The 24,188-nt window shown below is 43.5% G+C and carries 26 protein-coding genes and 1 pseudogene; 26 read left to right on the top strand and 1 reads right to left on the bottom strand.

The features are described from left to right. Positions 1–60: 60 nt before the first annotated feature. From terS to NYE22_RS21430, 15 genes are read left to right on the top strand one after another with little or no spacing between them, the layout of a single operon-like run. Positions 61–951, top strand: coding sequence for a phage terminase small subunit (gene terS, locus NYE22_RS21500; protein ID WP_342412143.1), 891 nt, complete (start codon positions 61–63; stop codon positions 949–951). Next, complete coding sequence (locus tag NYE22_RS21495) at positions 948–2,273, top strand: PBSX family phage terminase large subunit (RefSeq protein WP_342412142.1); 1,326 nt, start codon at positions 948–950, stop codon at positions 2,271–2,273. Before terS ends, NYE22_RS21495 begins: the two co-directional genes overlap by 4 nt. Further along, the gene (locus NYE22_RS21490) at positions 2,266–3,798 is read left to right on the top strand and encodes a phage portal protein (protein ID WP_342412141.1); all 1,533 of its coding nucleotides are present in this window, start codon (positions 2,266–2,268) and stop codon (positions 3,796–3,798) included. The genes NYE22_RS21495 and NYE22_RS21490 overlap by 8 nt, the downstream gene beginning before the upstream one ends. Continuing rightward, complete coding sequence (locus NYE22_RS21485; RefSeq protein WP_342412140.1) at positions 3,795–4,712, top strand: phage head morphogenesis protein; 918 nt, start codon at positions 3,795–3,797, stop codon at positions 4,710–4,712. Before NYE22_RS21490 ends, NYE22_RS21485 begins: the two co-directional genes overlap by 4 nt. A 44-nt stretch (positions 4,713–4,756) precedes the next feature. Then, positions 4,757–5,476, top strand: coding sequence for a hypothetical protein (locus tag NYE22_RS21480; protein WP_342412139.1), 720 nt, complete (start codon positions 4,757–4,759; stop codon positions 5,474–5,476). Positions 5,477–5,491: 15 nt separating this feature from the next. Next, on the top strand, positions 5,492–6,679 hold the full coding sequence (locus tag NYE22_RS21475) for an XkdF-like putative serine protease domain-containing protein (protein WP_342412138.1): 1,188 nt from the start codon (positions 5,492–5,494) through the stop codon (positions 6,677–6,679). A 31-nt stretch (positions 6,680–6,710) separates the two neighbouring features. Beyond that, complete coding sequence (locus tag NYE22_RS21470) at positions 6,711–7,646, top strand: phage major capsid protein (RefSeq protein ID WP_326331026.1); 936 nt, start codon at positions 6,711–6,713, stop codon at positions 7,644–7,646. Between the two features lie 10 nt (positions 7,647–7,656). Further along, positions 7,657–7,974, top strand: coding sequence for a YqbF domain-containing protein (locus NYE22_RS21465; RefSeq protein ID WP_342412137.1), 318 nt, complete (start codon positions 7,657–7,659; stop codon positions 7,972–7,974). A 5-nt stretch (positions 7,975–7,979) separates the two neighbouring features. Next, the gene (locus NYE22_RS21460) at positions 7,980–8,372 is read left to right on the top strand and encodes a DUF3199 family protein (RefSeq protein WP_010330131.1); all 393 of its coding nucleotides are present in this window, start codon (positions 7,980–7,982) and stop codon (positions 8,370–8,372) included. Further along, the gene (locus tag NYE22_RS21455; RefSeq protein WP_044430426.1) at positions 8,369–8,731 is read left to right on the top strand and encodes a YqbH/XkdH family protein; all 363 of its coding nucleotides are present in this window, start codon (positions 8,369–8,371) and stop codon (positions 8,729–8,731) included. Before NYE22_RS21460 ends, NYE22_RS21455 begins: the two co-directional genes overlap by 4 nt. Beyond that, positions 8,728–9,228, top strand: coding sequence for an HK97 gp10 family phage protein (locus NYE22_RS21450; RefSeq protein WP_342412136.1), 501 nt, complete (start codon positions 8,728–8,730; stop codon positions 9,226–9,228). The genes NYE22_RS21455 and NYE22_RS21450 overlap by 4 nt, the downstream gene beginning before the upstream one ends. 12 nt (positions 9,229–9,240) lie before the next feature. Next, positions 9,241–9,678, top strand: a complete 438-nt coding sequence (locus NYE22_RS21445) for a DUF6838 family protein (protein ID WP_342412135.1) — start codon at positions 9,241–9,243, stop codon at positions 9,676–9,678. After that, positions 9,675–9,866 (top strand): hypothetical protein, encoded by a 192-nt coding sequence (locus NYE22_RS21440; protein WP_080010045.1) that lies wholly within the window; start codon positions 9,675–9,677, stop codon positions 9,864–9,866. Before NYE22_RS21445 ends, NYE22_RS21440 begins: the two co-directional genes overlap by 4 nt. Then, positions 9,867–11,267: a phage tail sheath family protein gene (locus tag NYE22_RS21435; protein ID WP_342412134.1), complete on the top strand. Its 1,401-nt coding sequence runs from the start codon at positions 9,867–9,869 to the stop codon at positions 11,265–11,267. Between the two features lies 1 nt (position 11,268). Beyond that, positions 11,269–11,712 carry a phage tail tube protein gene (locus tag NYE22_RS21430; RefSeq protein WP_010330125.1) on the top strand — a complete coding sequence of 148 codons (444 nt, stop codon included), beginning with the start codon at positions 11,269–11,271 and terminating at the stop codon, positions 11,710–11,712. Between the two features lie 281 nt (positions 11,713–11,993). Here NYE22_RS21430 and NYE22_RS21425 read toward each other — a convergent pair whose 3' ends face one another. Next, complete coding sequence (locus NYE22_RS21425) at positions 11,994–12,098, bottom strand: putative holin-like toxin (protein WP_164834088.1); 105 nt, start codon at positions 12,096–12,098, stop codon at positions 11,994–11,996. Between the two features lie 147 nt (positions 12,099–12,245). On the opposite strand from NYE22_RS21425, the gene NYE22_RS21420 reads away from it, so the two are divergent. From NYE22_RS21420 to NYE22_RS21370, 11 genes and pseudogenes are all read left to right on the top strand, one after another. Beyond that, positions 12,246–12,695: a phage portal protein gene (locus tag NYE22_RS21420; RefSeq protein WP_010330123.1), complete on the top strand. Its 450-nt coding sequence runs from the start codon at positions 12,246–12,248 to the stop codon at positions 12,693–12,695. A gap of 41 nt (positions 12,696–12,736) precedes the next feature. Continuing rightward, the gene (locus NYE22_RS21415; protein ID WP_180960774.1) at positions 12,737–12,874 is read left to right on the top strand and encodes a hypothetical protein; all 138 of its coding nucleotides are present in this window, start codon (positions 12,737–12,739) and stop codon (positions 12,872–12,874) included. Between the two features lie 2 nt (positions 12,875–12,876). Next, positions 12,877–18,210 (top strand): phage tail tape measure protein, encoded by a 5,334-nt coding sequence (locus NYE22_RS21410; protein WP_342412133.1) that lies wholly within the window; start codon positions 12,877–12,879, stop codon positions 18,208–18,210. Next, positions 18,203–18,862 carry a LysM peptidoglycan-binding domain-containing protein gene (locus NYE22_RS21405; protein ID WP_342412132.1) on the top strand — a complete coding sequence of 220 codons (660 nt, stop codon included), beginning with the start codon at positions 18,203–18,205 and terminating at the stop codon, positions 18,860–18,862. Before NYE22_RS21410 ends, NYE22_RS21405 begins: the two co-directional genes overlap by 8 nt. A gap of 12 nt (positions 18,863–18,874) precedes the next feature. Further along, positions 18,875–19,855, top strand: coding sequence for a hypothetical protein (locus tag NYE22_RS21400; protein WP_017696791.1), 981 nt, complete (start codon positions 18,875–18,877; stop codon positions 19,853–19,855). Next, the gene (locus tag NYE22_RS21395; protein WP_342412131.1) at positions 19,852–20,118 is read left to right on the top strand and encodes a DUF2577 family protein; all 267 of its coding nucleotides are present in this window, start codon (positions 19,852–19,854) and stop codon (positions 20,116–20,118) included. The genes NYE22_RS21400 and NYE22_RS21395 overlap by 4 nt, the downstream gene beginning before the upstream one ends. Positions 20,119–20,130: 12 nt before the next feature. Continuing rightward, on the top strand, positions 20,131–20,556 hold the full coding sequence (locus NYE22_RS21390; RefSeq protein WP_044430388.1) for a DUF2634 domain-containing protein: 426 nt from the start codon (positions 20,131–20,133) through the stop codon (positions 20,554–20,556). After that, complete coding sequence (locus NYE22_RS21385) at positions 20,549–21,595, top strand: baseplate J/gp47 family protein (RefSeq protein ID WP_342412796.1); 1,047 nt, start codon at positions 20,549–20,551, stop codon at positions 21,593–21,595. Before NYE22_RS21390 ends, NYE22_RS21385 begins: the two co-directional genes overlap by 8 nt. Further along, the gene (locus NYE22_RS21380; RefSeq protein WP_048655169.1) at positions 21,579–22,157 is read left to right on the top strand and encodes a YmfQ family protein; all 579 of its coding nucleotides are present in this window, start codon (positions 21,579–21,581) and stop codon (positions 22,155–22,157) included. Before NYE22_RS21385 ends, NYE22_RS21380 begins: the two co-directional genes overlap by 17 nt. Continuing rightward, positions 22,154–22,426: a hypothetical protein gene (locus NYE22_RS21375; RefSeq protein WP_186453309.1), complete on the top strand. Its 273-nt coding sequence runs from the start codon at positions 22,154–22,156 to the stop codon at positions 22,424–22,426. The genes NYE22_RS21380 and NYE22_RS21375 overlap by 4 nt, the downstream gene beginning before the upstream one ends. Before the next feature lie 930 nt (positions 22,427–23,356). After that, positions 23,357–24,187, top strand: a pseudogene (locus NYE22_RS21370) (terminase); the annotation flags it as partial. Position 24,188: the final 1 nt, after the last annotated feature.

Raw genomic sequence — 24,188 nt, 5'->3', positions numbered from 1 at the left:
GCAAATTTATATAAAACAAACTCAAACTTAATTATGAGGTCCGGAGGTGGGTGAAATGTAATGCCGAGACCGCGAGATCCTAAACGAGATGAAGCGTTCCGTCTGTGGGAAGAAAGCGGCGGAACCCGCTTGCTAAAAGATATTGCTGAGGAGCTCGGTTGCTCCCCGTCACTTATTCGTAAGTGGAAAAACCAAGATCATTGGGAAGAAAAATTAAATGGTAACGTTACTAAACAAAATGATAAACCCAATGGTAACGTTACTAAACGCCCTGGCGCTCCAAAAGGAAGTAAGAACGCCAAAGGGAATAAGGGAGGAAAAGCGCCGCCTGGCAATCAAAACGCAAAAGGGAATAGAGGCGGCGCAGCCCCAAAAGGAAATAAAAACTCTGTCCGTACTGGTGAGTATGAATCAATCTTATTTGATTTTATGGATGATACAGAAAAAGAGCTGTTTGGCCAGATCGAAACAGACCCACTCTATCAAATTGATCTAACAATAAGGGAGCTGAGCCTTCGGGAGCGGCGGATGATGCAGAGAATAAGCCGCATAGAGAATGGCTTGAATGAAACGCAACGCCGTGTCCTTCAGCAATTGCGAAAGGTAAAAGACATCGTTCCGACCAAGGACCAGAAAACAGGTTTAGTAAAGCACCAGGCACTTATGAATGAGCGCCTTGTCGTTACTGAAATTGAAGAGGTATCTGAGCCGAGTGTAGATAAGATTCTTCGTTTGGAAGAAGCGATGACTCGCGTCACTGATAAGCGGTTAAAAGCAATCCGCCAGAAATACGAAATGATTCGATCCATGGATGAACATGAATTAAAGCTGCGCGGCATTTATCTGACAAATGAGACGAAGCAAGCAGAGCTTGAACGACTCACAGCTCGCCCGGTTGATAATTCAGTTCACATAACGATAAAGCGCAAGCGTAAGGATGAGGACAAATGATTGAAAAGGTAAAGCCAGTAAATCCGCACTTTGAGGATTTTCTTTTTGATTGGAATCAAAAGTTTCAGTTTCTAGTCGGCGGTTATGGATCCTCGAAGAGTTATCATGTGGCACTCAAGATTGTTCTTAAATTACTGGAAGAGAAGCGGACCGTTCTTGTCGTGAGGGAAGTATACGACACGCATAGGGACTCAACCTTTTCCCTCTTTGATGAAATTATCAATGACCTTGAGATCGATCATATTGTTAGATGCGTTTCTTCACCAATGCAGATCCGCTTTCCGAACGGCGGCCGGATCATATTTAAAGGCCTGGACAAGCCGGCCAAGCTGAAATCGATCAATAACGTTTCTCTCATATGGATTGAGGAATGTTCTGAGGTGAAGTATGAGGGGTTCAAGGAGCTGCTTGGACGTCTGCGTCACCCGACATTGCCGCTTCATATGATTCTTTCAACAAACCCGGTCGGAGAAGATAACTGGACATATAAGCATTTCTTCAAAGATGACCGCCAAAAACGGTTTGTGCTCGACGATAAAGAGCTATACGAAAAGCGGACTGTCGTAATTAACGACACCTATTATCATCACTCAACAGCGGACGATAATTTATTTCTTCCGAAAAGCTATGTGAAGCAGCTCGATGAAATGAAAGAATACGATCCAGACCTTTACCGAATTGCGAGGAAAGGTCATTTTGGCGTGAATGGGGTTCGCGTGCTGCCGCAGTTTGAAGAGTGGCCGCATGAAGAGGTTATGACAGCAATCGCTAATATTAACCGACCACTTAAACGAGTAGGCATGGACTTTGGTTTTGAAGACTCATATAACGCCGTTGTTAGGCTTGCTGTGGATCATGAAAAGAAATACCTCTATATCTATTGGGAGTACTACAAAAACAAAATGACGGACGATCAGACGGCTGAAGAACTCAATGAATTTGTTGAGACTAAGGAATTAATCAAAGCCGATTCTGCAGAGCCCAAAACGATCCGTTATTTTCAACGGCAAGGACTCAACATGGTGGGTGCTCACAAATACAAAGGATCCCGCCTTCAATATACAAAGAAGATTAAGCGGTTCAAGAAAATCATATGTTCTGATCGATGCGAGAATACGGTCTATGAACTGAAGCCGCTCACCTATGCCAAGGATAAGTTGGGCCACATCATAGAAGATGAGTTCACCATAGACCCGCATACACTTTCAGCAATATGGTACGCGCTTGATGATTACGAGGTAACCGATCTGAAAGAAGAATCAAAAGGAAGACCTAAACGGTCAAGACCACGAAGCAGAGAAAGGGGGGAAGTGAATGAGTAAATCTACAGTTAAAGCGCGAGTATTTAAAGCTGCTCCGCCTAATGAAACAACAAAGCAGATTTATGAAGATGAATTTGCGGAAATGTACGGAGAGAATATCATAACCCCGCCGTATAACCTGAAAGAGCTTAAACACATCGCAGAGTATTCGACGATCTTACAGCAGTGTGTGGATGCGTACAAAACCAATATAGTAGGCTTCGGCTTCGAGATGAAATACTCAAAGGATATCAATTCTGATGAAGTGGATTCTGCAGAAAAAACGGCAGCGGATAAAGAATGGCAGCAGCTTGAAGAATTCATCAAGTATATTCATTTTGATGAATCAGCTGAAACATTACTCGGCTTTAGCATAGAAGACCGGGAAAAGACCGGCAACGGATATATAGAAGTGATCCGAGACGGAGCCGGGAAACCGGCTGGCATTGAACATATGGCATCTGAGTATGTCCGAGTTTGCTCATTATCAGAACCTATTGAGGTTCCATACAATTATTTTGAGTCAGGTACATTAAAGAAGATCCAGCGTCAAAAGCGCTTCCGGAAATATGTGCAGATCATCAATGGAAAAAGGGTGTTTTTCAAAGAATACGGAGACCCTCGGATCTTGAATTCCGAAACAGGAGAATATGATGAAAAGACTCCTTTTGATAAACAGGCCAATGAGGTTGTGCATTTTAAAATAGGGAGCGGAGCATATGGGAAGCCGCGTTGGATTGGCCACATTGTTAATTTATACGGTGCGCGTAAGGCTGAAGAGTTGAATTTCATGTACTTCAAACAGGGCCGGCACGTTCCCGCTGCTATAACCATTGAAAATGGAATGCTGTCTGAAGACTCATATAAGCAACTGCAGGACTATATGAACGGTCTTGAAGGTGTGGAAAACGCTCATAAGTTCCTTTTGCTTGAAGCGGAAGGGATAGCCAAGGGGAAAAACATTCAAGGTGATGAGGAAATAACGCCAGTTAAAGTGGAAATCAAGTCACTGGCTGAAATCCTTCAGCAAGACGCATTATTTCTTGAATACGATCAAAAGAGCAGGGACAAACTCCGCTCCGCCTTCCGGTTGCCGCCGCTCTATACTGGCGAAGCCCAGGACTATAACAAGGCGACAGCTGACACGGCCAGAAAGATCACTGAGGAACAAGTATTTCAGCCAGAAAGAAAATTAATCACAGGTAAGCTGAATGCTTTATTCTTAAATGATCTTGAAATTCATAAGGTCGAGCTGCAGTTAAAAGGACCGGATTTCCGGGATCCTATTGAGATAGCAAAGGTTCTGACTCCTTTTATTAATGCTGGCGCAGTCTCACCGAATGATCTGCGTGATCTTGCTGGACGTATTCTTGGTAAAACACTTGAAGAATGGCCAGAGGAAGAGTACAGCAGGCCGATAGGTAAAAATACCGCCGCGCCCGCTTCTGATCCGTTGGCTGCGCTCTTTAAGTCGAAAAGCGGGACTCCTAATGTAATTGGGATACTAAAAGATATGCGGGATGTTCTGGAGGATATGAAGCGATGAACAAAACGGATAAGCTGCTGGAAAGCTTAACTGCTTTTATTCAAAAAGCCGAGGAAGATGAGAGAGAGAAGATCGTGGAGGTCGTACCTGATTTCCCCGGCCTGTCTAAGATACCCGATTTTGTCGAAGAATATGAAAAAGGCATCGCCAGATTGCTCAGACGCCAGCGTAAGAAGTTTTTAGATGGTCTGAATGGTTTTATAGGCAAAGACTCAAAAGAGACGCTGGAAGCCCTTCTGGTGTTTTTTACCCAGAACCTATTTGCAGAGGATGACTTTGAGGAGGAATTTCAGGAGCTTACCGAGGGATTTCTGCAGCAGACCGTCGAGGAGCTCGCTGAAGTAATCATGGATTCATTGGATCCGGATGTTCCATTTGAAGCTTTATCAACCAGGGCGGCGGATTGGATCAAAGGTTGGTCTGAAAAGCTGGCCGAGATCATGAAGCTGAATACTCATGAAGCAGTGGAAAACGTGCTGACGGATGCTATTGAGAACGGGGCATCTATCCAGGACATTGAATTGACTCTCAAAGACATGCCGCAGTTTGATAGGGAGCGGGCCCGGACAACGGCCATCACTGAAGTTCTTGCGGCTTCCTCCGCCGCGCAGCATGAATCATATGCACAATCGCCGGCAGTAAAGAAAAAGAAATGGCGGCACAGCGGAGGGAAGAAGAACAACCCACGTGAAAATCACATCGATCTTGACGGTACAGTCATTGGAGTAGATGAAGAATTTCAGATACCAGGCAGTAGCGAAACCTGCATGTTTCCGAGGGATCCTAAACTGTCAGCAGGAGAGCGAGTTCATTGCCATTGTGTTTTGTCGCCTGTGGTAGATGACGAGATTTTAGGATTGTCAGCTGAGGAAAAAGAAGAGATTCGCAGAGAAGTCTTAGCAAACATGGAATAAAATAGTATAATCTCCATATCAAATTAGGAAATGGAGAATTAGCTATGGAATGGGGCAAAGTTTTTGATCTTCTAAAAACAATCTTAACTTCTTGGCCGTTGGCTGCAGTAGTAATAGTTTTTGCTATTAGAAAAAGTCTAAAGGCTGTAATAGAAAATAGGCTGTTTAGTTTTAAAGTAGGGAACGTGGAAATTATTTTCGACCAACTGCTAAAAGAAGCTGCAAAGGGTCTAGAATCTGGGGATGATGGATCAAAGAGCGAAACAGAAAACGTCGAAGCGAGCGATTTGGCTGAAAATGCTGATGCAAGTAATTCAACTGAAAAGGACGAGGAAAAGAGTCACGATGCTCATGTTGAAAAAGAGACAGAGGCAATACCATACCACATTAAAGATTCAAAAGAGAATTATAATTATAAAAGAAAACATTTCACTACTGTAAGACATCTAGCAAAGGAATCTCCTGGTTTAGCTATTGAATATACATGGAGTTTGGTGAGGTCTGAGTTAGTCGACATATTACTTAAATATGGAGCTTATGAACATGTCGAAAAAGACGATAAAGACATTATCGAAACTTTACTCTATAACAGTATAATTACAAAGGATTTAGCTAAAGCACTTTATAGCTTAAATGAGATATCTGAACTTCATAACGCAAAAAAAATTAATTATTTTATGGTGCTCCAATATTATGAAGGTTGCATTAATGCAGTAGACAAGCTAAAAGAGATAAAAGCTGAGACACGCATTACCTTCGCTTGAAAGGAGGTGAACAACATGCCAAGAGAATTGGTGAACGCAAAAATCACACATGTTTCATATGTCGACAAGGCTGCTAATCAAAAGCAGTTCTTTTTTATGAAGTCAGAAAAACAGCCAGACTTTCAAAAGGAAGTCAAGGTCATTGCAAAAGAAGCGGACGAGCAAAAACTTGTGTACGGTATTGTATATGAGCCTGATACAGTGGACGCCCACGGGGATTTCATGACAGCTGCAGAAATAGAAAAAGCCGCTCATGGATTTCTGAAAGATGCTCGTGAAATTGACAAGCAACATGACTTTCAGGGCGGCGTTGGTGAAGTGGTAGAGTCCTATGTTGCACCCGCTGACTTTGAAATGAATGGGGAAACCATTAAAAAAGGATCCTGGGTCCTTGTGACAAAAGCCTCCGAGGAAGTATGGGAGGAAATTAAGAAAGGCGAGATCACCGGTTATTCCATGGCCGGTGTAGCTGATATAGCAAAACAAGAAGAGCCTGTTTCTCCAGACGAGAAAGGGCTTTTTAATTTTCTCAAAAACTTCTTTGCCGGGAATATCAGCCTTTCTAAAGGCACTGTACAGGACAAGTATGATGAAGGACGTAAACGCCGTGAGTTTTGGGCGGCACAAGATGCGTTAAACTCTGCTTTATTCAAATGGGATTACTCCGAAGGTATGGAGACGGATCCCGAAAAAATCAGAGAAGCCCTGCAAGACTTTGTGAATATCGCCCAGGAAGTGTTGATCTCTAATGACATTTTAAAAACTATCGGATCAAAGCCTGAAGAACTGCAAAAAGCCGGCCGGAAGTTTTCGGCTTCAAACTTACAAGAAATTAAAAGCGCTCATACCGCTCTCGGCAATTTGTTGAGTCAGGTGGAGACGGAAGGAGAGGAAGAAGAAATGAACGCAGAGGATGTAGCAAAATCCATCGAAGAAGCATTAGAGCCAATTCAGAAGCGGCTCACGGAATTAGAAAAGGATGAAGATCCTAAAAAGAAGAAAGACGAAGAAAAAACGGCTGAGGATGAAGAGGCTGAAAAAGAAGCTGAGAAGAAGTTGAAAAAAGCTATTACTGATGCTGTTCAACCGCTCGCTGATCGTATTGGAGCGATTGAAAAAAGCCGTGGAATCTCTAAACAAGATGAAACAACTTCCGAAACTGAAACACAAGTTAATAAATCAATCTGGTCAGGGCTCCTTTAAACCCTGACTCTTTTTATAAGGAGGAAATGAAGTGACAAACCAAGAGGCAATTAGAAAAGCAGAAATGACGCTGTCCAGCTTAAAAAGCGGCGGTTTAATGAATCCTACACAGGCACGTGCATTTATTCGAATGGTTCAAAATACACCAACTATCCTGAAGGATTCTCGTGTTATTCAAATGGATCACGACACTCAGAAAATCGAAAAAATCGGGTTTGGCCAACGTATTTTAAGAGCAGCCCAAGAAGGAAAGGCTCTGGCTGATGATCAAAAGGCAGTACCGACAACAAGTACCGTCAACCTCAGCACAAAAGAAGTAATTGCAGAGATTGATATCACTTATGACACTCTCGAAAATAACATTGAAGGAGAAGGTCTCCAGGATACAATCATGCAAATTCTAGCGGAGCGGGCCGCCGTTGATATTGAAGAGTTGATTGTTAATGGAGATACATCTTCATCAGATCCGTTTCTGGCTCAGATAAACGGTATCCGTAAACAAGCCGCTTCCCATATTGTTGACGCGGCGGGCGAAGAACTGTCACGTCAGATATTTAAACGTGGATACAAAGCTGTTCCGCCTAAATATTTGCGTATTCCGCAGGAGTTCCGCTTCTATACTTCTCCTGGTATTGAAGTTGAGTGGAAAGATCGTGTTGCTGATCGACAAACGAGCTTAGGGGATGCAGCTGTTCAAGGTGGTCTTTCTTCAGCTTTTGGTGTTCCGGTCAAAGGAATTGCGAACATGCAGCCTTATACGATTGGTGAAGCGGATGCGACAACTGACGTTTCTGACATTATCCTAACCCATCCGAAGAATATCATTCTCGGCTTCTCTCGTAATATCAGAATTGAAGTAGACAAAGATATTAGAGCACGTAAATTTATCATTGTCCTGACAGCTAAGCTGGACAGCAAATTCGAAGAGGAAGATGCTGTGGCTAAAATCGTGAAAGTGAAAGAGTAGGTGAGGAGATATGTATAAAGCTAAACTCATTAAAGGCAAGAACTATCACGTGATGGACAAAGTCTTTAAAATCGGAGAAGAACAGCCGGTTTCAAGAAAATTGTATCTTTACTTGAAGCAAAACGAAGCCTTTGAAGTAAATGAGGTGCAAGACAAGAAAAATGGCAGAGAAGAGCCGACACATTATACAGAAGATCAATTGAAAGGTATGCACAAACCGGATCATGAAACCATTATTTCTAATCTTGGTGGCAATCCGTCTCACTTCAAAAACGCAGACGAAAGAATTGCCTTCATCCTTAATCAGCAAGAAAACAGCGGGGAGTGAGCGGCGTGTTAATCACTCCTGCTGACCTTAAGAATTACACTGTTTTTGATTCTGTAAAGGATCGGTCTGATTCCCTTCTTACTCAGGACATCATAGAAGGTATAGCTGAAATAACCTATCAAGTTGGCCATGATTTTTCTGGCCCAGAATATGATCCGCTCCCTGAAACGGTTCGGCTGGCTTTATTAAAAATGGCGCAGTATTTCGCGTTAATTAATTCTGATGAGTCAATCACCAAAGGATATACAACCGAGAAGATCGGAGACTATTCATATTCTCTTGGAAACGGCAGCTCTATTCAAAAACCAGACGTCTACACACTCATTAAAGATTATGTTGTATCATCTGAGCCAAGTTTGGAAGGTACAGAAGTAAAAATGCGGATGAGGTCCATATGAGCTATCGATCTTTATTAACTCATCGATGCGACGTTTATCACCTGCAGGAGAAAGCAGAAAACAAAAAACAATCTTATGGAGTGCCGGTTGAAGATGTTCAGCCGGCATTTTCATATCCTGAAGTTCCAGATGTAGCGGGACAACCGTGTTACTTCACAGAAAAGAACCAATCCATTGTGCAGCAGGAACCGAACACGGCCATATATCAATCATTTCTGGTCCATTTCCCAGCTTCTGCAGATATTCGCTTGAACGACAGGGTTATTTGGGAAGGTACAGCTTATAAATTACAAAAGCCGCGCAAGATCAGGAATCATCATTGGGAAGTGACGGCAGTCCGGGAGGTGGAATACTTGTGAAAATAAAGGGACTTGATCAGTTCATACAGTCATTAAACCGGGCATCTCGAGGAGGGCTACAAAGGAAATATGAGCAGTGGCTTGAAGCTATGGGTTATGAATTTATTGATATCGTACAAGACGAAATCATCAGGACAAAAACAGTAGATACTCGCCGCTTGCTAAATTCCTTTCAACGCGGTGACCAGGACAATATTTTTTCAATGACATCAGGCAGCTTAAAACTGGATGTCGGAACAAATCTGGAATACGCCTCCTATGTGAATGACGGGCACTTTACAGTTGATCCGTCTAAAAATCAGGATCGCCGGTGGGTCCCCGGACGCTGGAAGGGTGAACGGTTCGAATATGATCCCGCTACCAAAACCGGAATGCTGCTTAAATTCCAATGGGTTGACGGGTCCGGCTTTTGGGATAATGCTATGGCCATCTTTGAACTAATGTTTGAGAGAAGTCTTGAGCGGAAGCTTCAGCAGTGGATCGATGAAGAATTTTAAGGCGGTGCTGCCATGAATCAAGAAGTGGGCTCAATTATGGGCTACCTATACAAACTGTATCCTGTACAAGTGTATAGTGAAGAAATACCGCAGGACTTTGTTGTCCCATCTCTTTACATTCCACCGGCTTCCACAGTCGATGGGGTGGACACAGTATCAACGTTTCAAAAATCCTATGTTCTAAACGTGAAACTCTTCCATAAGAACGCGCAGGAGGCTCATAACGAAGCGGAAAGGATCGCGGATACACTTAGGGGTAAGAGGGGGTTAATTCCGCTCATGCGGGAATCTGGTGAAGATACGGGGGATTTTATTCGCTTATCACGTATAGAAACCCGGATCTCAGATGATTATGCGAGCATCGTTCTAAATTGGATGAGTCGCTATTGGTATGAACGAGAACAGCATCCCTCTCTTGAAAACTTTGAATTTACAAGCGGGGTGAAATGATGGCCACGAAAAAGGAAAGAACAGAAAATGCTTTTTATATTAAGGATTTGCGAGAGCACAGTCGAGAGCTCTTTGGGGTAAGGCCCGAGGTGTTTGACGGTGCTCTTTTTCATACAGAAAAAAACAGAATCACTAAATCAGAAGCGAAGAAGCTGATTGATCAGTTTCTTCAGAAGGAGGTCAAATAAATGAACGGCGGAACATTTACAGTCGGCAAGGAAAAAGAGCGTGCTGGTATTTATTTTAACTTTAAAACGACCGCAGAAGATCGTGTATCAGTAGGCGAACGCGGAACAGTTGCGCTGCCGATAGCATCCAGCTGGGGAGAGGTTAAGAAATTCATTTCTATCTCTTCAATCGAGGACTTGAATAAAAAAGTGGGATTAAACATTGATGATCCTTCATTGTTGCTTCTTCGTGAGGCAATGAAGAAGGCAAGTACAGTCTTACTTTACCGTTTGACGGAGGGGCTGCGTGCTCAAGCAGACATTAGTGAAGGCGTAAAGGCAACCGCTCTTTATGGCGGAACTAAAGGAAATGACATCATTATCAGAATTACAGAAAACGTTATTGATTCTTCAAAAGTTGATGTCACAACCTATCTTGATCAGTCAGAAGTCGATAAGCAAACGGTATCTAAAGCCGAGGAACTGAAAGCAAATAAACTTGTCGAATTTACAGGCAAAGGGGATCTAACAGTTTCGATTCCCCTAACAGGAACAGCTCCGGAGGATGTCAGCGGGGACCTTCCGTCATCTTCCGGAATCCGCTTGTCAGGTGGAACAGACAAGACACCGACAAATGCTGATTACACAGCTTTCTTGGAAGCGGCTGAAACTGAATACTTTGACACAATCGCGCTACCTGTTGAGGATAACGAGCAATTGAAAGCGACGTTTGTCGCATTCATCAAACGGCTGAGAGATAATCAAGGCTTAAAGGTTCAAGGCGTACTCTCTAATTACAAAGGCGATCACGAAGGTATTATTAATGTCACAGGTGGGGTTCTGCTTGAAGATGGAACGGAGATCACTCCGGAAAAAGCCACTGCTTGGGTTGCCGGCGCCAGCGCGGGAGCGACGTTCAATCAGTCGCTTACGTTCGTAGAATATGCGGGAGCGGTGGACGTCCTTACTCGACTGGATAACGACCAGGTAATTCAGCGGCTGGCGAACGGGGAATTCCTGTTTACTTATGATTCTCGAGACAAATCTGTTTCTGTTGAGAAGGATATTAATTCTCTCACAAGTCTTACAGCTGAGAAGAATAAGATGTTCCAGAAAAACAAAATTGTGCGGGTGCTGGATGCAATCAATAATGACCTGACATCACAATTGAAAGCATTGATTAAGTCCCGTAAAGCGAGCGGCAGCGACGTTCCTGCTACAAATGACGGTCTTCAATTCGTGAAAACATTGATTACTCAATACTTGAGTGTTCTTCAAGATAACGGGGGCATTACCAATTTTGATTCAGAGAATGACATCACAATTGCCCTGAATAGCGATCGTGACGGTTTCCTGATTGATCTTGCTGTGCAGCCAGTTGATGCAGCTGAGAAATTCTACTTTAATGTGGAGGTGAAGTAAGGTGGCTTTTAAAGCACAGAATACGATATCTGGTAAAGAGGGACGCCTTTTCTTGGACGGTGAGGAACTGGCGTTTATCAAAACATTTGAAGCGAATGTGGAGAAAAATAAATCGGAAGTCAACGTTATGGGGCGCCGCATGACCGGTCATAAAACGACAGGCGCAAACGGTACAGGAACAGCGACATTTTATAAAGTCACATCCCGCTTTGTGCAGCTGATGCTTAATTATGTGAAAAAAGGTGAAGATCCGTATTTCACTCTGCAAGCGGTGCTTGATGATAAATCATCTGGCCGTGGGACTGAGCGGGTTACTCTCTATGATGTGAACTTTGATTCTGCAAAGATTGCGGGACTGGATGTGGATTCCGAAGCATTAGAAGAGGAAGTACCGTTTACCTTCGAGGACTTTGATCTTCCTGAACAGTTGAAATCAACATTCTAATTTTTAGATAAATAAAGTAACAGAAAAAGGTTACAGATGACACAAATAATTATATAAATGTGTTATAATCACTTCCAACGGGAATAGTATTGATAGTATCGATACTACTGATAGTAACTAGATAAGCTTCAATGTATTTCTTTTTGTTGAAATGCATAAAATAAAAAAAGACCCGGCGGCCACCGGGTCGGTACAAATGAATGAGGCCCAATGGGCAGCTCATTGAAGGATTTTCGAATAGACCAATCCCTTAGAACTTTAGCGGGCTCTCAAGGGTGGGTCTATTTTTTCTTTAGTAGCGACAACAAGGCAACGATGAACGTCAGAAGGCTCACGGTGAACATACCGAAAGCAATCATTAAGTAAATCGCTTGATAAGTTGTCATGGCAACACCCCCTTTCTGAAGGGTGTAGCCGCCCACCTTGAAAGCCGAATCATTTGTACTTAAACCATATTGTACCATAACACTCTCAAACTCCGAGAGTGTTTTTTTATTGCCTAAAGACAACCAAAACAAAAGGAGCTAATTAACATGAGCGAAAAACAAAACGAAAAAGTATATGATCTTTCATTCTTTATGCCAGGACAAACAATCGAAGCGGAAGAAGTAGAAGTGCCGATTTCTAAACGTTTTGTTGATAAAAAAGGAAATATCGTACCATTTATTTTCAAAGCGATCACGACAGAACGCATTGACGAGCTTGAGAAAGAAAACACCACTTACAAAAATGTAAAAGGACGCGGCCGTGTAAAAGATTTGGACAGCCAACGCTTCTATGCTCGTATTGCCGTAGAAACGACTGTTTACCCGAACTTTAAATCTAAAGAGCTGCGCGAAGCTTACAAAACAGAAGATCCGGTGGAAGTTGCAAAACGTGTTCTTTCGGTCGGCGGTGAATATGCAAACTGGCTGAACAAAGCGATTGAGATCAACGGTTTTGAGGATGATCCCGAAGACCTTGAAGAAGCAGCAAAAAACTAATAAAGGGCGGGGATAAAGAGACCGTGTATCTTTATTACGCTATGCACGAGCTCAAATATGCCCCGTCAGAATTACAAGAACTATATGAGGCGCCGAGAGAATTCAAGGCGCTCTTATATGGTTTGATCAGTTACAAGCTTGAGCTGTTAGAAAAGGAAGCGAAGAAGGGAGGTAATTAACTATGGCTAAACTAACAGCTACGTTTGATTTACAAGATAAGATCACCCGAAAGCTACGAAAGATACAAGGGAATGCAGAGAGACTTCAGAGGGCCGCTAATGGCCCTCTTATTTTTGATGCTGAAGATCGAACAGAGCGGGTTATGAGACGAATTGACCGATCAGCAAGCCGCTTGACTGGGCGGGCTCGATCAATTGAAGTCGGTTTAGATGATAGGGTTTCAAATGGTTTGCGTTCTATACGTCAGCAAACAGAGGATCTTACTGAGGGTAGCCATGAGGTGACGGTTTCCGTTAATGATCAAGCTACACCACGGTTTCGCTTAATTCGTGGAGGTCTCTCTGATTTGAATCGCTCGCACGCTGAACCTACTGTTTCAGTTCGTGATCATGCGTCAAACCAATTAGATGAGATCCGGCGCCATGTGTCCGATGTAGACAGCGAACATGCTGAGCCTACTGTTTCTATTAAGGACAAGGCTTCAGCGGTTCTGGATGCAATTGAGGCAAAATTAGACGGCCTGAAAAACGCTACTGTCACCCTGGCTGTTGGCGGCGGACTGTCGGCTGGTGCAATTATGGGTAGCGGGAAAAGCGCTATGTCCCAAGACGCTTATGTTTCAGCGACTTCGAAAGTCAGCAAAAAAGACGCTGCTAGAATGACAGACCAGATCTATTATGACAACAAAGCAGGAGGATCCCGGGAAGAAGTCAGCTTATCTCTGAGAACCTTGTCACAACAGACAGGGGCATCTAAAAAAGCCCTAGCTGAATTGACTGAGTCATCTAGCAAGATCGCACAGCTCATGAATGCTGATCAGGCGGAAGTGGACCGGGCCTTCAGCTCAATGTATAACAACTTGAAAATGTCCGGGAAAGACAGTGGGGATTTAATCGCGTATGTGTACCGGAACGCCGGTGACCAGGCCGACGATTTGCTGGACACGATGAATGAATACAGTTCCACTTTTAAAGACATGAAACTCACAGGCGGCCAGATCGCTAATGCCATGATTAAAGGAACAAAGGGCGGGGCGAGAAACTTCGACAACCTCGCTGACAGTATGCGTGAATTTAACATTCGCCGTACTGAAATGTCTGATAGTCAAGTGGACGCGTTCAAATCGCTGTTCGGTGCCAAAGAAACAGAGAAGATGTTCAAAGGGTTTAAAGATGGCTCAATCAGTGGTCAAGAAAGTTTATTTAAGGTTGCTGATGCCTTATCAAAAGTCAAAGACAAGACTAAGCGGGCATCTATCGCCACGGAGCTAATAGGAACGCAATATGAAGACCTGAAGCAGCCGATTTTAGATATGGCTGAAGGCATTGGGACAAGTGCAAAAACAACAGGCGAACTGGAACGCAGCTTTTCTCAGCTTCGGGATAATAACCCGATGACACCGATTAATGACGCCATGCGGGATTTTGAAAGCATATCTAAGGATATGGGAACTTCACTGCTTACCGGTTTAGGCCCAGCCTTTGACAAGATCGACTCGTTCCTAAACAGCAAGGAAGGTCAAGAAAAACTCAAAGAGATCAAAAAGGATATTACTGATCTTGGCGAGGCCATAGGTGACAAGCTGAATGTGGCCATTGAGTGGACGGTGAATCATTGGGACGATTTAAAAACAGCCTTTAAAGTTGTGATTCCTTCTTTAATTGGATTGATTGCATATTTGAAAATCCTACGGCCGCTCTTAAAAGGAATTGGAACTGTCGGAAGTGATGCAGCGGGAGTAATTCGGAAGTTGATTCCCAATCGTACTCCCAGCGGTGACCCTAATACACGAAGCGGCAGACGTAATGGAAAGGCTGCTCGTGGTTCAGGGGGAAGGGGCGGAAGTTCCGGATCTGCTTCGAGTCCAACAAGTCTACCACGGAGCGGTAGCTTAACATGTTGTTGCTGTAGCGGTATCGGCGGAAGTGACCGCAACCGTAAAGGAAGAGGGAAAAATGCTTCTGGCCGACGTGGTAATCCAACCAGTGTGAACCCTTCTAATAGATCTATCACTGTATCATCCGAACAGCTGGAAAGACGTCGTTCAGGAAGAACGGCAGCGAACGCAGGGGGCGGTTCGAGAGCTTCAGTAAACACCACCAGATCAGAACTTCGTGCAGCAGGCCGAGCAACAGGCGGAACCTCAAAATTTGGGAAAGTTTTAAGTCCACTAAAAAGCGTGGGTAAATTTGCAAAAGGTATCCCTCTTTTGGGAACTGCATTAGCGGCAACCGATTTGCTGGGTATGAACAAGGAAAATGCAGGTGAAAAAGTTGGTTCCTTTGCGGGGAATCTTGGCGGAGCAGCTGCAGGAGGAGCCGCGGGTGCAGCCATTGGTTCTGTCGTCCCTGTTGTTGGCACTGCTGTCGGCGGCGTTGTCGGTAGTATTGCAGGCGGCATCGGGGGTTCAGATTTAGGATCATCCATTGGCAAATGGTTTGATGATGGCGGCGCTTCTAAAGCATGGGATGGAATTCAGGACGGTGCAGGAAACGCCGTTGATTGGATCAAGGATACTTGGTCTGATTTCTCAGATTGGTTTATGGATAACGTTTGGACCCCTGTTAGTGATTGGGCCGGAGACAAGATTGATAAGATCACCGATAAATTTGAGGATGCTAAGAAATGGCTGACTGATACCTGGAATGACGTGTCATCCTGGTTTGTGGATAACGTGTGGACTCCTATTTATAACACTGCAGTTCCGATCATAAATTTAGTAGTAGGTGCCTTTTTATTTGCCTGGGATGGTATCCAAGCTCTTTGGAAGATTGTTTCAACTTGGTTCATGGATAATGTCTGGAATCCATTAGTTGACGGTGTCACTGATGCTGCTGATTGGATTTGGACAAAAATAAATGACGCTTGGACTTGGATCTCAGACACTTGGTCCACTGTCTCAACTTGGTTCATGGATAATGTCTGGAATCCTATTAGTAATGCAGTGGCAACTGTTGCCGGATGGATCCAAGCACATATTGATTATGCGCGAATCTGGATCCAATTAAAATGGCTTCAGGTGGCAACTTGGTTTTATGACAATGTCTGGAACCCAATCAGTACAGCTGTTAGTAACGTAGCAAATTGGATTTGGACGAAGATCAACGAAGCATGGACTTTTATTTCAGAATTATGGTCTACAGTCTCAACTTGGTTTATGGAAAATGTGTGGACGCCGGTAAGTGACGCTGTCACTAATGCAGCAAACTGGATCTGGACAAAGCTTAACGAAGCATGGACGTGGATTTCTGACAAGTGGAGTGCAGTCTCGACATGGTTCAGTGAAAATGTTTGGAATCCAATTGTCTCAAAAGTAGAAGATGCCAAAAAATCCATTTCAGAAAAATTTGAGTCAGCAAAAACTGCAGTGACAGACGCATGGAAAGGCGTTAAAACTTGGTTCACTAAAAATGTGGGTGATCCATTAGGTGAAATTGCTGACGGAATTAAGAAGAAGTTTGAAGATACCTTCTGGTGGGTCATTAAGCTAAAAGGATTAGCTGACGCTGGAGGGGAGATCATAGGCAATATCATAGGGAGAGGTGAAGATGCAACAGGTCTTCATCAAAAGAAATCCGGTAAATCCTCATCGGGTAAAAATTCTAGCGGTGGTGGAGGAATTGGCCTTGCTCAGTCTCAGTCATCAGCGCCAACAAGTATTTTTCCTAAACAAAAAAGCGTTCTTGAAAGGAATGCTACGGGCGGCTATATTACGAAACCAACTATTTCTTGGATTGGTGAAGCAGGTAAGGAGTTTGTGATCCCTGTTGATAACAACAAGGGTCGCGGTAAAATGCTTCTTTCACAGGCCGCTTCTAAACTAGGGATGAGCGTTGTTGATGACATGGCTTCTGCTTCCTCTGCAGGTGGAGAAGCTGCTGTTTCTCCATTAGCCGGCGGATCAACAGTTTCCGCTACAGTATCTCCTACCGTTGACACCTCGAGCCTTAATGAACAGGCTGCTTCTTTTGGTCAACAGTTCACGCAAGGCTTTGATCAAGGTATTGGCGATAATGTCGTTTCAATGGACGCTTGGAAACTGAAAAACGTTGGCCAACCTATGAAAAATTTGATCTCCTACTCTCCGAATTACGGAAAGCAAGTGGTCAATGGTTATGCTAACGGCCAGAACAGTACAGCAACCGGAACAGATGGCTTCCTACAGACGAAAGTTAAAACACCATTCCAGAGCACTGTGAATAAATCCTCTTCATGGGGAACTGGTACGATCAAAGGGTTTGCTTCCGGTCAAAATAGTTCACAAACTGGCACTGATCAGTATGTAAATACACATGTGAATAAACCGTTTATCCGCTCTAAAGAATCATCAAACGGTTGGGGAAGCGGTATGATCGGTAATTTTGTTACAGGTATGACTTCAAAGGGCAGTGAGGTCCATGAGGCAGCCAAGGAACTAGCAAAAAAAGTCGAGAAAGCTTTCCGTGAAGAGTTAGATATTCATTCACCTTCACGTGTCATGATGAGCTTGGGGCGTTTTGCCTCTGTTGGTGTTGTAAAAGGTCTGGATTCTGTCGATGTGAAAAAATATGCTGAAAAACAAGCAGGATCACTGGCAGCTGCTTATTCCGGAATGGGTGCAGTAGGCGGAAACGTGAAACAGTGGCTTATGGCTGCAATGATGGCCACAAAAACACCATTAAGTTGGCTTCCAGGATTGATGACAATTGCAAAGTTTGAATCAGGAGGCAACCCTAACGCCATTAACCTGTGGGATAGTAACGCGAAGGCAGGCAATCCATCCCAAGGGCTCATGCAGACAGTACCAACCACTTTTAACGCACATAAAGCGCCAGGCATGGGTAACATTAGAAACCCGATTCATAACGCTGCTGCCGCAATCGGCTACATCAAAAGCAGATATGGCTCTATTGACAATGTACCTGGTATTAAAAGCATGAGACGCGGTGGACCGTATGTTGGTTACGCTAACGGCGGACTCATTACCAAAGAGCAGATTGCACGTGTTGGTGAAGGAAATAAACGTGAATGGATCATTCCGGAGGAGCGGGGCATACGTGGCCGCTATCTGTTGGCTCAAGCAGCTAAAGCTCTCGGAATGGAAGTCACGGATCCTGCACAAAAAGGCCAAACTGAATTATCATCTGGCCAGGTAACTGCTGCCACGACAAGCAGCCAACAAACAACTGTTACTGCTGCAGGAGGTAAAGAGGTCGTTATTCAGATTAACGGCGACCAACATTTTTACAATGATCAAGACGTGAACAGTCTGGTCTCAAAAATTAAGCAGGCCCTTGTCGCTGAGCTTGAACAGGATATTAACATCGGTACGAAGGGAGTCGTCGCGTTTGACTAGATCTGTTTATGAATTCTGGATTTCACAAGGGAAGGACAAGCTGCGGCTTCCTGTCCTTCCTGAACAAATTGATATATCCAACACAATTCAAAATGAATCAGTAAAAGTGGCCAGTTTTGGGGAGATCACTTTTATAGATAAACCGGGAGCGATAGAGATTTCGTTCTCTTCTTTTTTTCCAAAGAAACACAGTCCGCTTGCTGAGTATAAGGGATTTCCTTCTCCTGAAAATGCTATCGCTAAGATTGAGAAATGGGCAAAAGCGAAAAAGCCGGTTCAATTTTTGATTACTGGCACGAAAATAAACTTCACCTGCAGCATTGAGGGCTTTTCTTATAGTGAGGGTCAAAAAGACATAGGTGATCGTGATTATGAAATCAAATTGAAGGAATACAAAACCGCTGCGCCGCGGAAGATCAAGCAAAAGAAAAAGACGAAGAAAAAACGGCCGTCTAAATCAGCTCCTAAAACATACACGGTTAAAAAAGGGGATACCTTGTGGGACCTTGCCGGCAAATTTTATGGGGACAGCACAAAATGGCGCAAGATTTGGAACGTCAATAAAAAGGCGATGATCAAACGAAGCAAACGGAATATCAGGCAGCCAGGACATTGGATCTTTCCTGGTCAAAAATTAAAGATACCGCAATAAGCAGGTGATGACATGATAGAACTTTTCGTCATTAAAGAAACGGAATGGCTTGAGCTGGTAACTGAAAGTGTTTCCCTCGAAGGGCAACGGTATCAGGCGCCGCGATCGATCACGGCCAAGATCATTACAAAACAGGGAACCCACTCATATTACAGCGTATCTGAAGGGGATACAGTTTTATTTAAGTGGAAGGGCAAAGAACTGTTCCGGGGCATTGTGTTTTCTCGCAATCCGGAAGAACACGGGCTGACCTTTACGGCTTATGATATGCTGCAATATCTGGTCAAAAACAAGGATGTTTATGTTTTCTCTAATAAGCGTGCAGACGAGATCATAAAACGTCTGGCAAGAGACTTTCAGATTCCCACAACGTCTATTGCAAACACAGGTCATACAATTAAATCACTTGTGTTCAAAGACGATACGAGCCTTTATGACATGATTCTGAAAGCCTTGAAACAAACGAAAAGCCAAACCGGAAGGAATTATCAATTATATTCTGCGAAGGGAAAGCTTGGCCTTCGCGCTTGGCCTGATCCGTCGGAAGTATGGGTGCTGGAGACGGGTGTGAACATTACCGGCTATCAATACAGCACTTCAATTAATGACACGGCCACAAAAGTAAAGCTCCGCCGGCAGAAAGACAATAAAACATACACAGCCACCGCAAGTGACAGCTCAGGCATCAGTAAATATGGTGTGCTTCAGTATGTCGAAACGGTTTCTGATAACATTAACCAGGCTCAGCTTCAGGAGCGTGCGAAAGTCAAACAAGCACAGAAAAAAGGTGTTAAAAAAGAACTCAAGAGTATTCAAGCGATTGGGATTCCGGATCTTCAGAGCGGCTTGCCTGTCTATATCTCAATTCCGGAAGTTGGGGTTAAGAAAACATACTGGATCGATACAGATAAACACGAATTTAAAGGATCGACACACACGATGACCATTGATGTGGTTGAGAAAAATTCTATCCCTGATGGTGTTTCCTCATGAGATTAAGTGAAGCAATCAAACATTTGGCTGTCGGTGCAGTTGATTCTGAGTCACCGGTGGATATTATGCCGGCTGAAGTGGTTTCCGTTTCTCCTGTTGGAATTAAACTCTACGAAAATGAAAAGCTAATTATTCCGTCTGATTTGATTATTATTCCTAAGCGGCTGCGCGCTGGAGGAGATGAAGAACTAAAGATGAATGAGAATGTGATGGTTGTCTCCTTAAAAGGCGGACAATCATTTTTTATTCTCGACAAAATATAGGGGGTGCCCGGGTTGGCCCTTTCGCCAGAAATTGAATTTGATGATATTGAAGATGACAGCGAAGTCATAGAGACCTCGCAAACCTACAAAATAGATTTTGAAAATGGCCGTATCACAAATGAAATGATCACAGGCCTTGAAGCCATCAAGCAGTTTGTATATTTATCCCTCCATACTGAGCGATACGCCTATTCTGTTTTCAGTCATGACATTGGAAATGAGCTTCAAGACGTCCTGGCAGATAATGAAACAACAGACGCATATAAGAAAATGGAGATTCCGCGGCTGATAGAGGAGGCACTGATCTATGACGATCGTGTTTCTTCTGTGTCAGATTTTGAAATAGAAAAACAAGGCGATTCGTTCCATGTTTCCTTTACAGTCGAAACTGACGAGGGAACATTAGAGATCGAGGAGGTGCTCGGTGAAGATGTTTGAAGATCAAACTTTTGAAGAAATTATGGACCGGATGCTGAACAGAATTTCAGCTGACATTGATACAAGGGAAGGAAGCGTGATTTATAACGCGTTAGCTCCTGCAGCTGCAGAATTGGCCAAGTCTTATATTTGGCTCGATACGGTGCTGGAACTTGTCTTCTCGGACACAGCACAAGGGGAATTTTTAGATCGTCGGGCTACTGAAGCCGGCATCGAGCGAACGGCTGCCACGAAAGCAGTCAGGGCAGCGGAGTTTACTGAAAGAATAACCATTCCAGTGGGTTCCCGCTTTTTTGTTGATAATCTGTATTTTCAATACACAGCTGACGGGACGTTGGAATGTGAAACAGCCGGAGAAGCGGGGAACGCGAATATTTCCGGCCAGAATCTATTGTCATTGGATACCATTCCAGGACTTCAAAAAGCAATTGTGAAAGAGATCCTGATTCCTGGACGCGAAGAAGAGGATGATGACAGTTTAAGAGCGAGATATTTTACCCGCGTACGCCGGGAAGCTGTTAGTGCAAATAAAGAGCATTATAAGCAGTGGGCGGAAGAAGTTGACGGAGTCGGTAAGGCAAAAATCTTTCCGCTTTGGAATGGGGACGGAACGGTCAAAATTGTCGTGACCAACGCCAACTTGGAACCTGCATCCGATATTTTAATATCCAAGGTCAAGAACTATATTGATCCTGAACCGGGACAAGGCGAAGGACAGGCGCCTATTGGTGCCTTTGTCACGGTGGAGAGTGCGGTTTGGAAAGAGATTGAGATATCAGCTGAGGTGCTTCCTGAGGTCAATAGCTCTATTGAGCAGGTGAAGAAAGAAATCGAATCAGGTGTATTAAACCTCTTTAAAAAGATGGCGTTCGAAGACAATGTCATCCGCTTATCGCAGATCAATAATATTGTCTATAATTCGCCCTCAGTAAGTGATTATGCAGATATCAAAATCAACGGCGTGGCCGAAAATTTGGTTCTGAGTGACGTGGAAATCCCTAAATTGGGGCAGGTGAACATCATTGAGCAAACTCGATGAAATGACTGCTTACCTGCCGCCGTTCCTTACCAAATTGAAAGAAATGGCGGAACTTCTTCAGGCAGAAGCTCCGGAATTTGAAAAGCAAAATAATAGCATCTTTGATCTGACAGATCAGTTGTTTGTCACAACAGCAACCTGGGGACTTGAACGGTGGGAAAAAATATTGAACGTGCCTCGAGAGTCCGGTGATACGTACGAAATCCGCCGACTGCGGCTGATCTCGAAAATGTCCAATATACCGCCCGCAACATATAGGGCCATTGAACATGCATTGAACCGATTTCTGAAGAATCCATCCGCACAGGTCCGGCTACTTCCTGGTGAGTACCGCTTTAATGTTGATATTGATATAGATGATATGCAGCATATGAGCGAGCTCATAGAGACACTGGAGAACATGAAACCGGCTCACTTGGCGTATACCTTGCGAGCTGCTTTAAATGAGCCACTCCAGATAAAAGATACTGTCATTTTGAATAACAGACGATATCGAAAGGTAAGTGAGCTGATGGTGGGCTATTCCGTCACGCTCAATAATAACGAGGTGGTATTACCATGATTACGCAAGTTTATAGAGAGCGTACAGCTGCAGATTTGAAAAGTAGAATATCGAAAGTGCTGCTGAATGGGAAGGAAACAAAGATTGTGGAAATAACCATTCAGGGCGCAGTTGTTACAGTGCTTACCCATCGGGAAGAAGATATCAAACACATTGAAAGTGTTCAGATTCTTGATGAACAGAACAACGTGATTACGGAAAGAACAACAGATTTAGATGTAAGTAACAATAGAACGCTGGACTTTAGATTTACTTTTGAGGTGGTGTAATAAATGGCATATGAAGCAAAAACAGACTGGCTGCCGGATGATCCGATCAATGAGGATGATGTAAACCGTTGGGAGAAAGGTATTCAAGACGCGCATAAAGATTTAGCAGCACATAAAAATGACATGAACAACCCTCACAATTTGACAAAGGAACAATTGGGATTGGGGAATGTTGATGACGTCAAACAGGCTGATTATTATGAGTTTCGACAACATAATTTTAACAATGAGCGCCATGTCTCAAAAAATGAGAAAGACAAATGGAATGCAGGACAGCTCTATAAACTAACGCAAGATAATGGCAGGGTATTTTATAAAACCAGCAGTGAAACAACGGATTACAATGAACTTACTGACACTGGGATGTATCTGATATACAATGCCGGATTAAACGGGCCAGGCTTGACCCAATGCTTTCTCCTTGTTATGAGCTATGGAAATACGCTCGTTCAAACTGCGTATGATGCTACGAATGGTTTGAAATCCTTCAATCGAATCCGTAAAAACGACTGGGAAACATGGACACCTTGGATTGAGATGGAAACCGAAGAGGGAGCTCAAAAGAAAGTCGATGCGCATGCCAATAAAACAGATATCCATGTTACTAAGAGTGATAAAGACAAATGGAATGGTGCACAATTATCAAAAATTACAGCAGATCATGGCGGTGTGTCAATCGCCGCAAATGAAGGAGAGGACATACTCCAAAAAATAGTTGATCAGGGCCGGACAATGGGTACTTTCTACGCCCATGGAAAAGCTGTTAATTCTCCTTCAATATTTTCAACAAGAGGGATATTTCATCTTACGGGCCTTTCTTCTGATGGGAAAGGTATGTATGGTTGGGTTTACGCTACAGATTACAAGAATAATGTCTTTACAAACTACTATGACGGCAGCACAACGAATTGGCAGGGGTGGAAGAAGCTTGAGACAGAAATAGCATCACAAGAGAAAGCTGATAAGGCTCTTTCAGATGCAAAAGCCTATGTTCAAGAAAACTTTACTAATCAAAAACTGACCGTTCTTACAGGAACAAACGCAATTCAGGATGCGAGAACAAGTGGAGAATCATATCCACTCGGCCTTACTCTTATGGATATTGGCCAAGGTAACACAACTGGATACCCTTTGCGATACGGAATTGTAAAAAACGAGAAATATAATAATTCCCGCTTCACACAATACTTTTACGGCACAGGTAATGAGTCAGGGACTTATCTTGATAGCACTGGTGTATGGGTTAGGCATTGGTGGAGCGGTTCCGGCTGGACTCCGTGGGATAAAATTTCAGGATTTGCGCATGCAAACATAGGAACTACAGGTATTCAATATTTGAAAAAGATTGACCACACTAAAATCGCTTTTAATAGGAAAATCAAGGACAGTCACAATGCTTTTGACACAACAAATAACCGATTTATTGCGCCGAATGACGGAATGTATTTGATTGGGGCCGGAATATACACAGTAAACTACACCTCATATATAAATTTTCATCTGAAAGTGTACTTAAATGGGAAAGAGTATAAGACGCTTCATCATATGAGGGGAGACTTTACTGAAAAGGATAACGGAATGAATCTCGGCCTAAATGGGAATGCCACTGTACCAATGAATAAAGGAGATTATGTTGAGATCTGGTGTTATTGTAACTATGGTGGAGATGAAACACTAAAAAGAGCAGTAGATGATAAAAACGGTGTTTTCAACTTTTTTGATATTCAAGAACTTGGAGGCCGCAATTATCCAAGATTTTAGG

This window comes from Bacillus sp. FSL K6-1560 (assembly GCF_038592935.1).
GTDB lineage: Bacteria > Bacillota > Bacilli > Bacillales > Bacillaceae > Bacillus > Bacillus subtilis.
The sequence above is the reverse complement of the archived record's forward strand: the minus strand, read 5'-3'. Positions and strand labels throughout refer to the sequence as shown.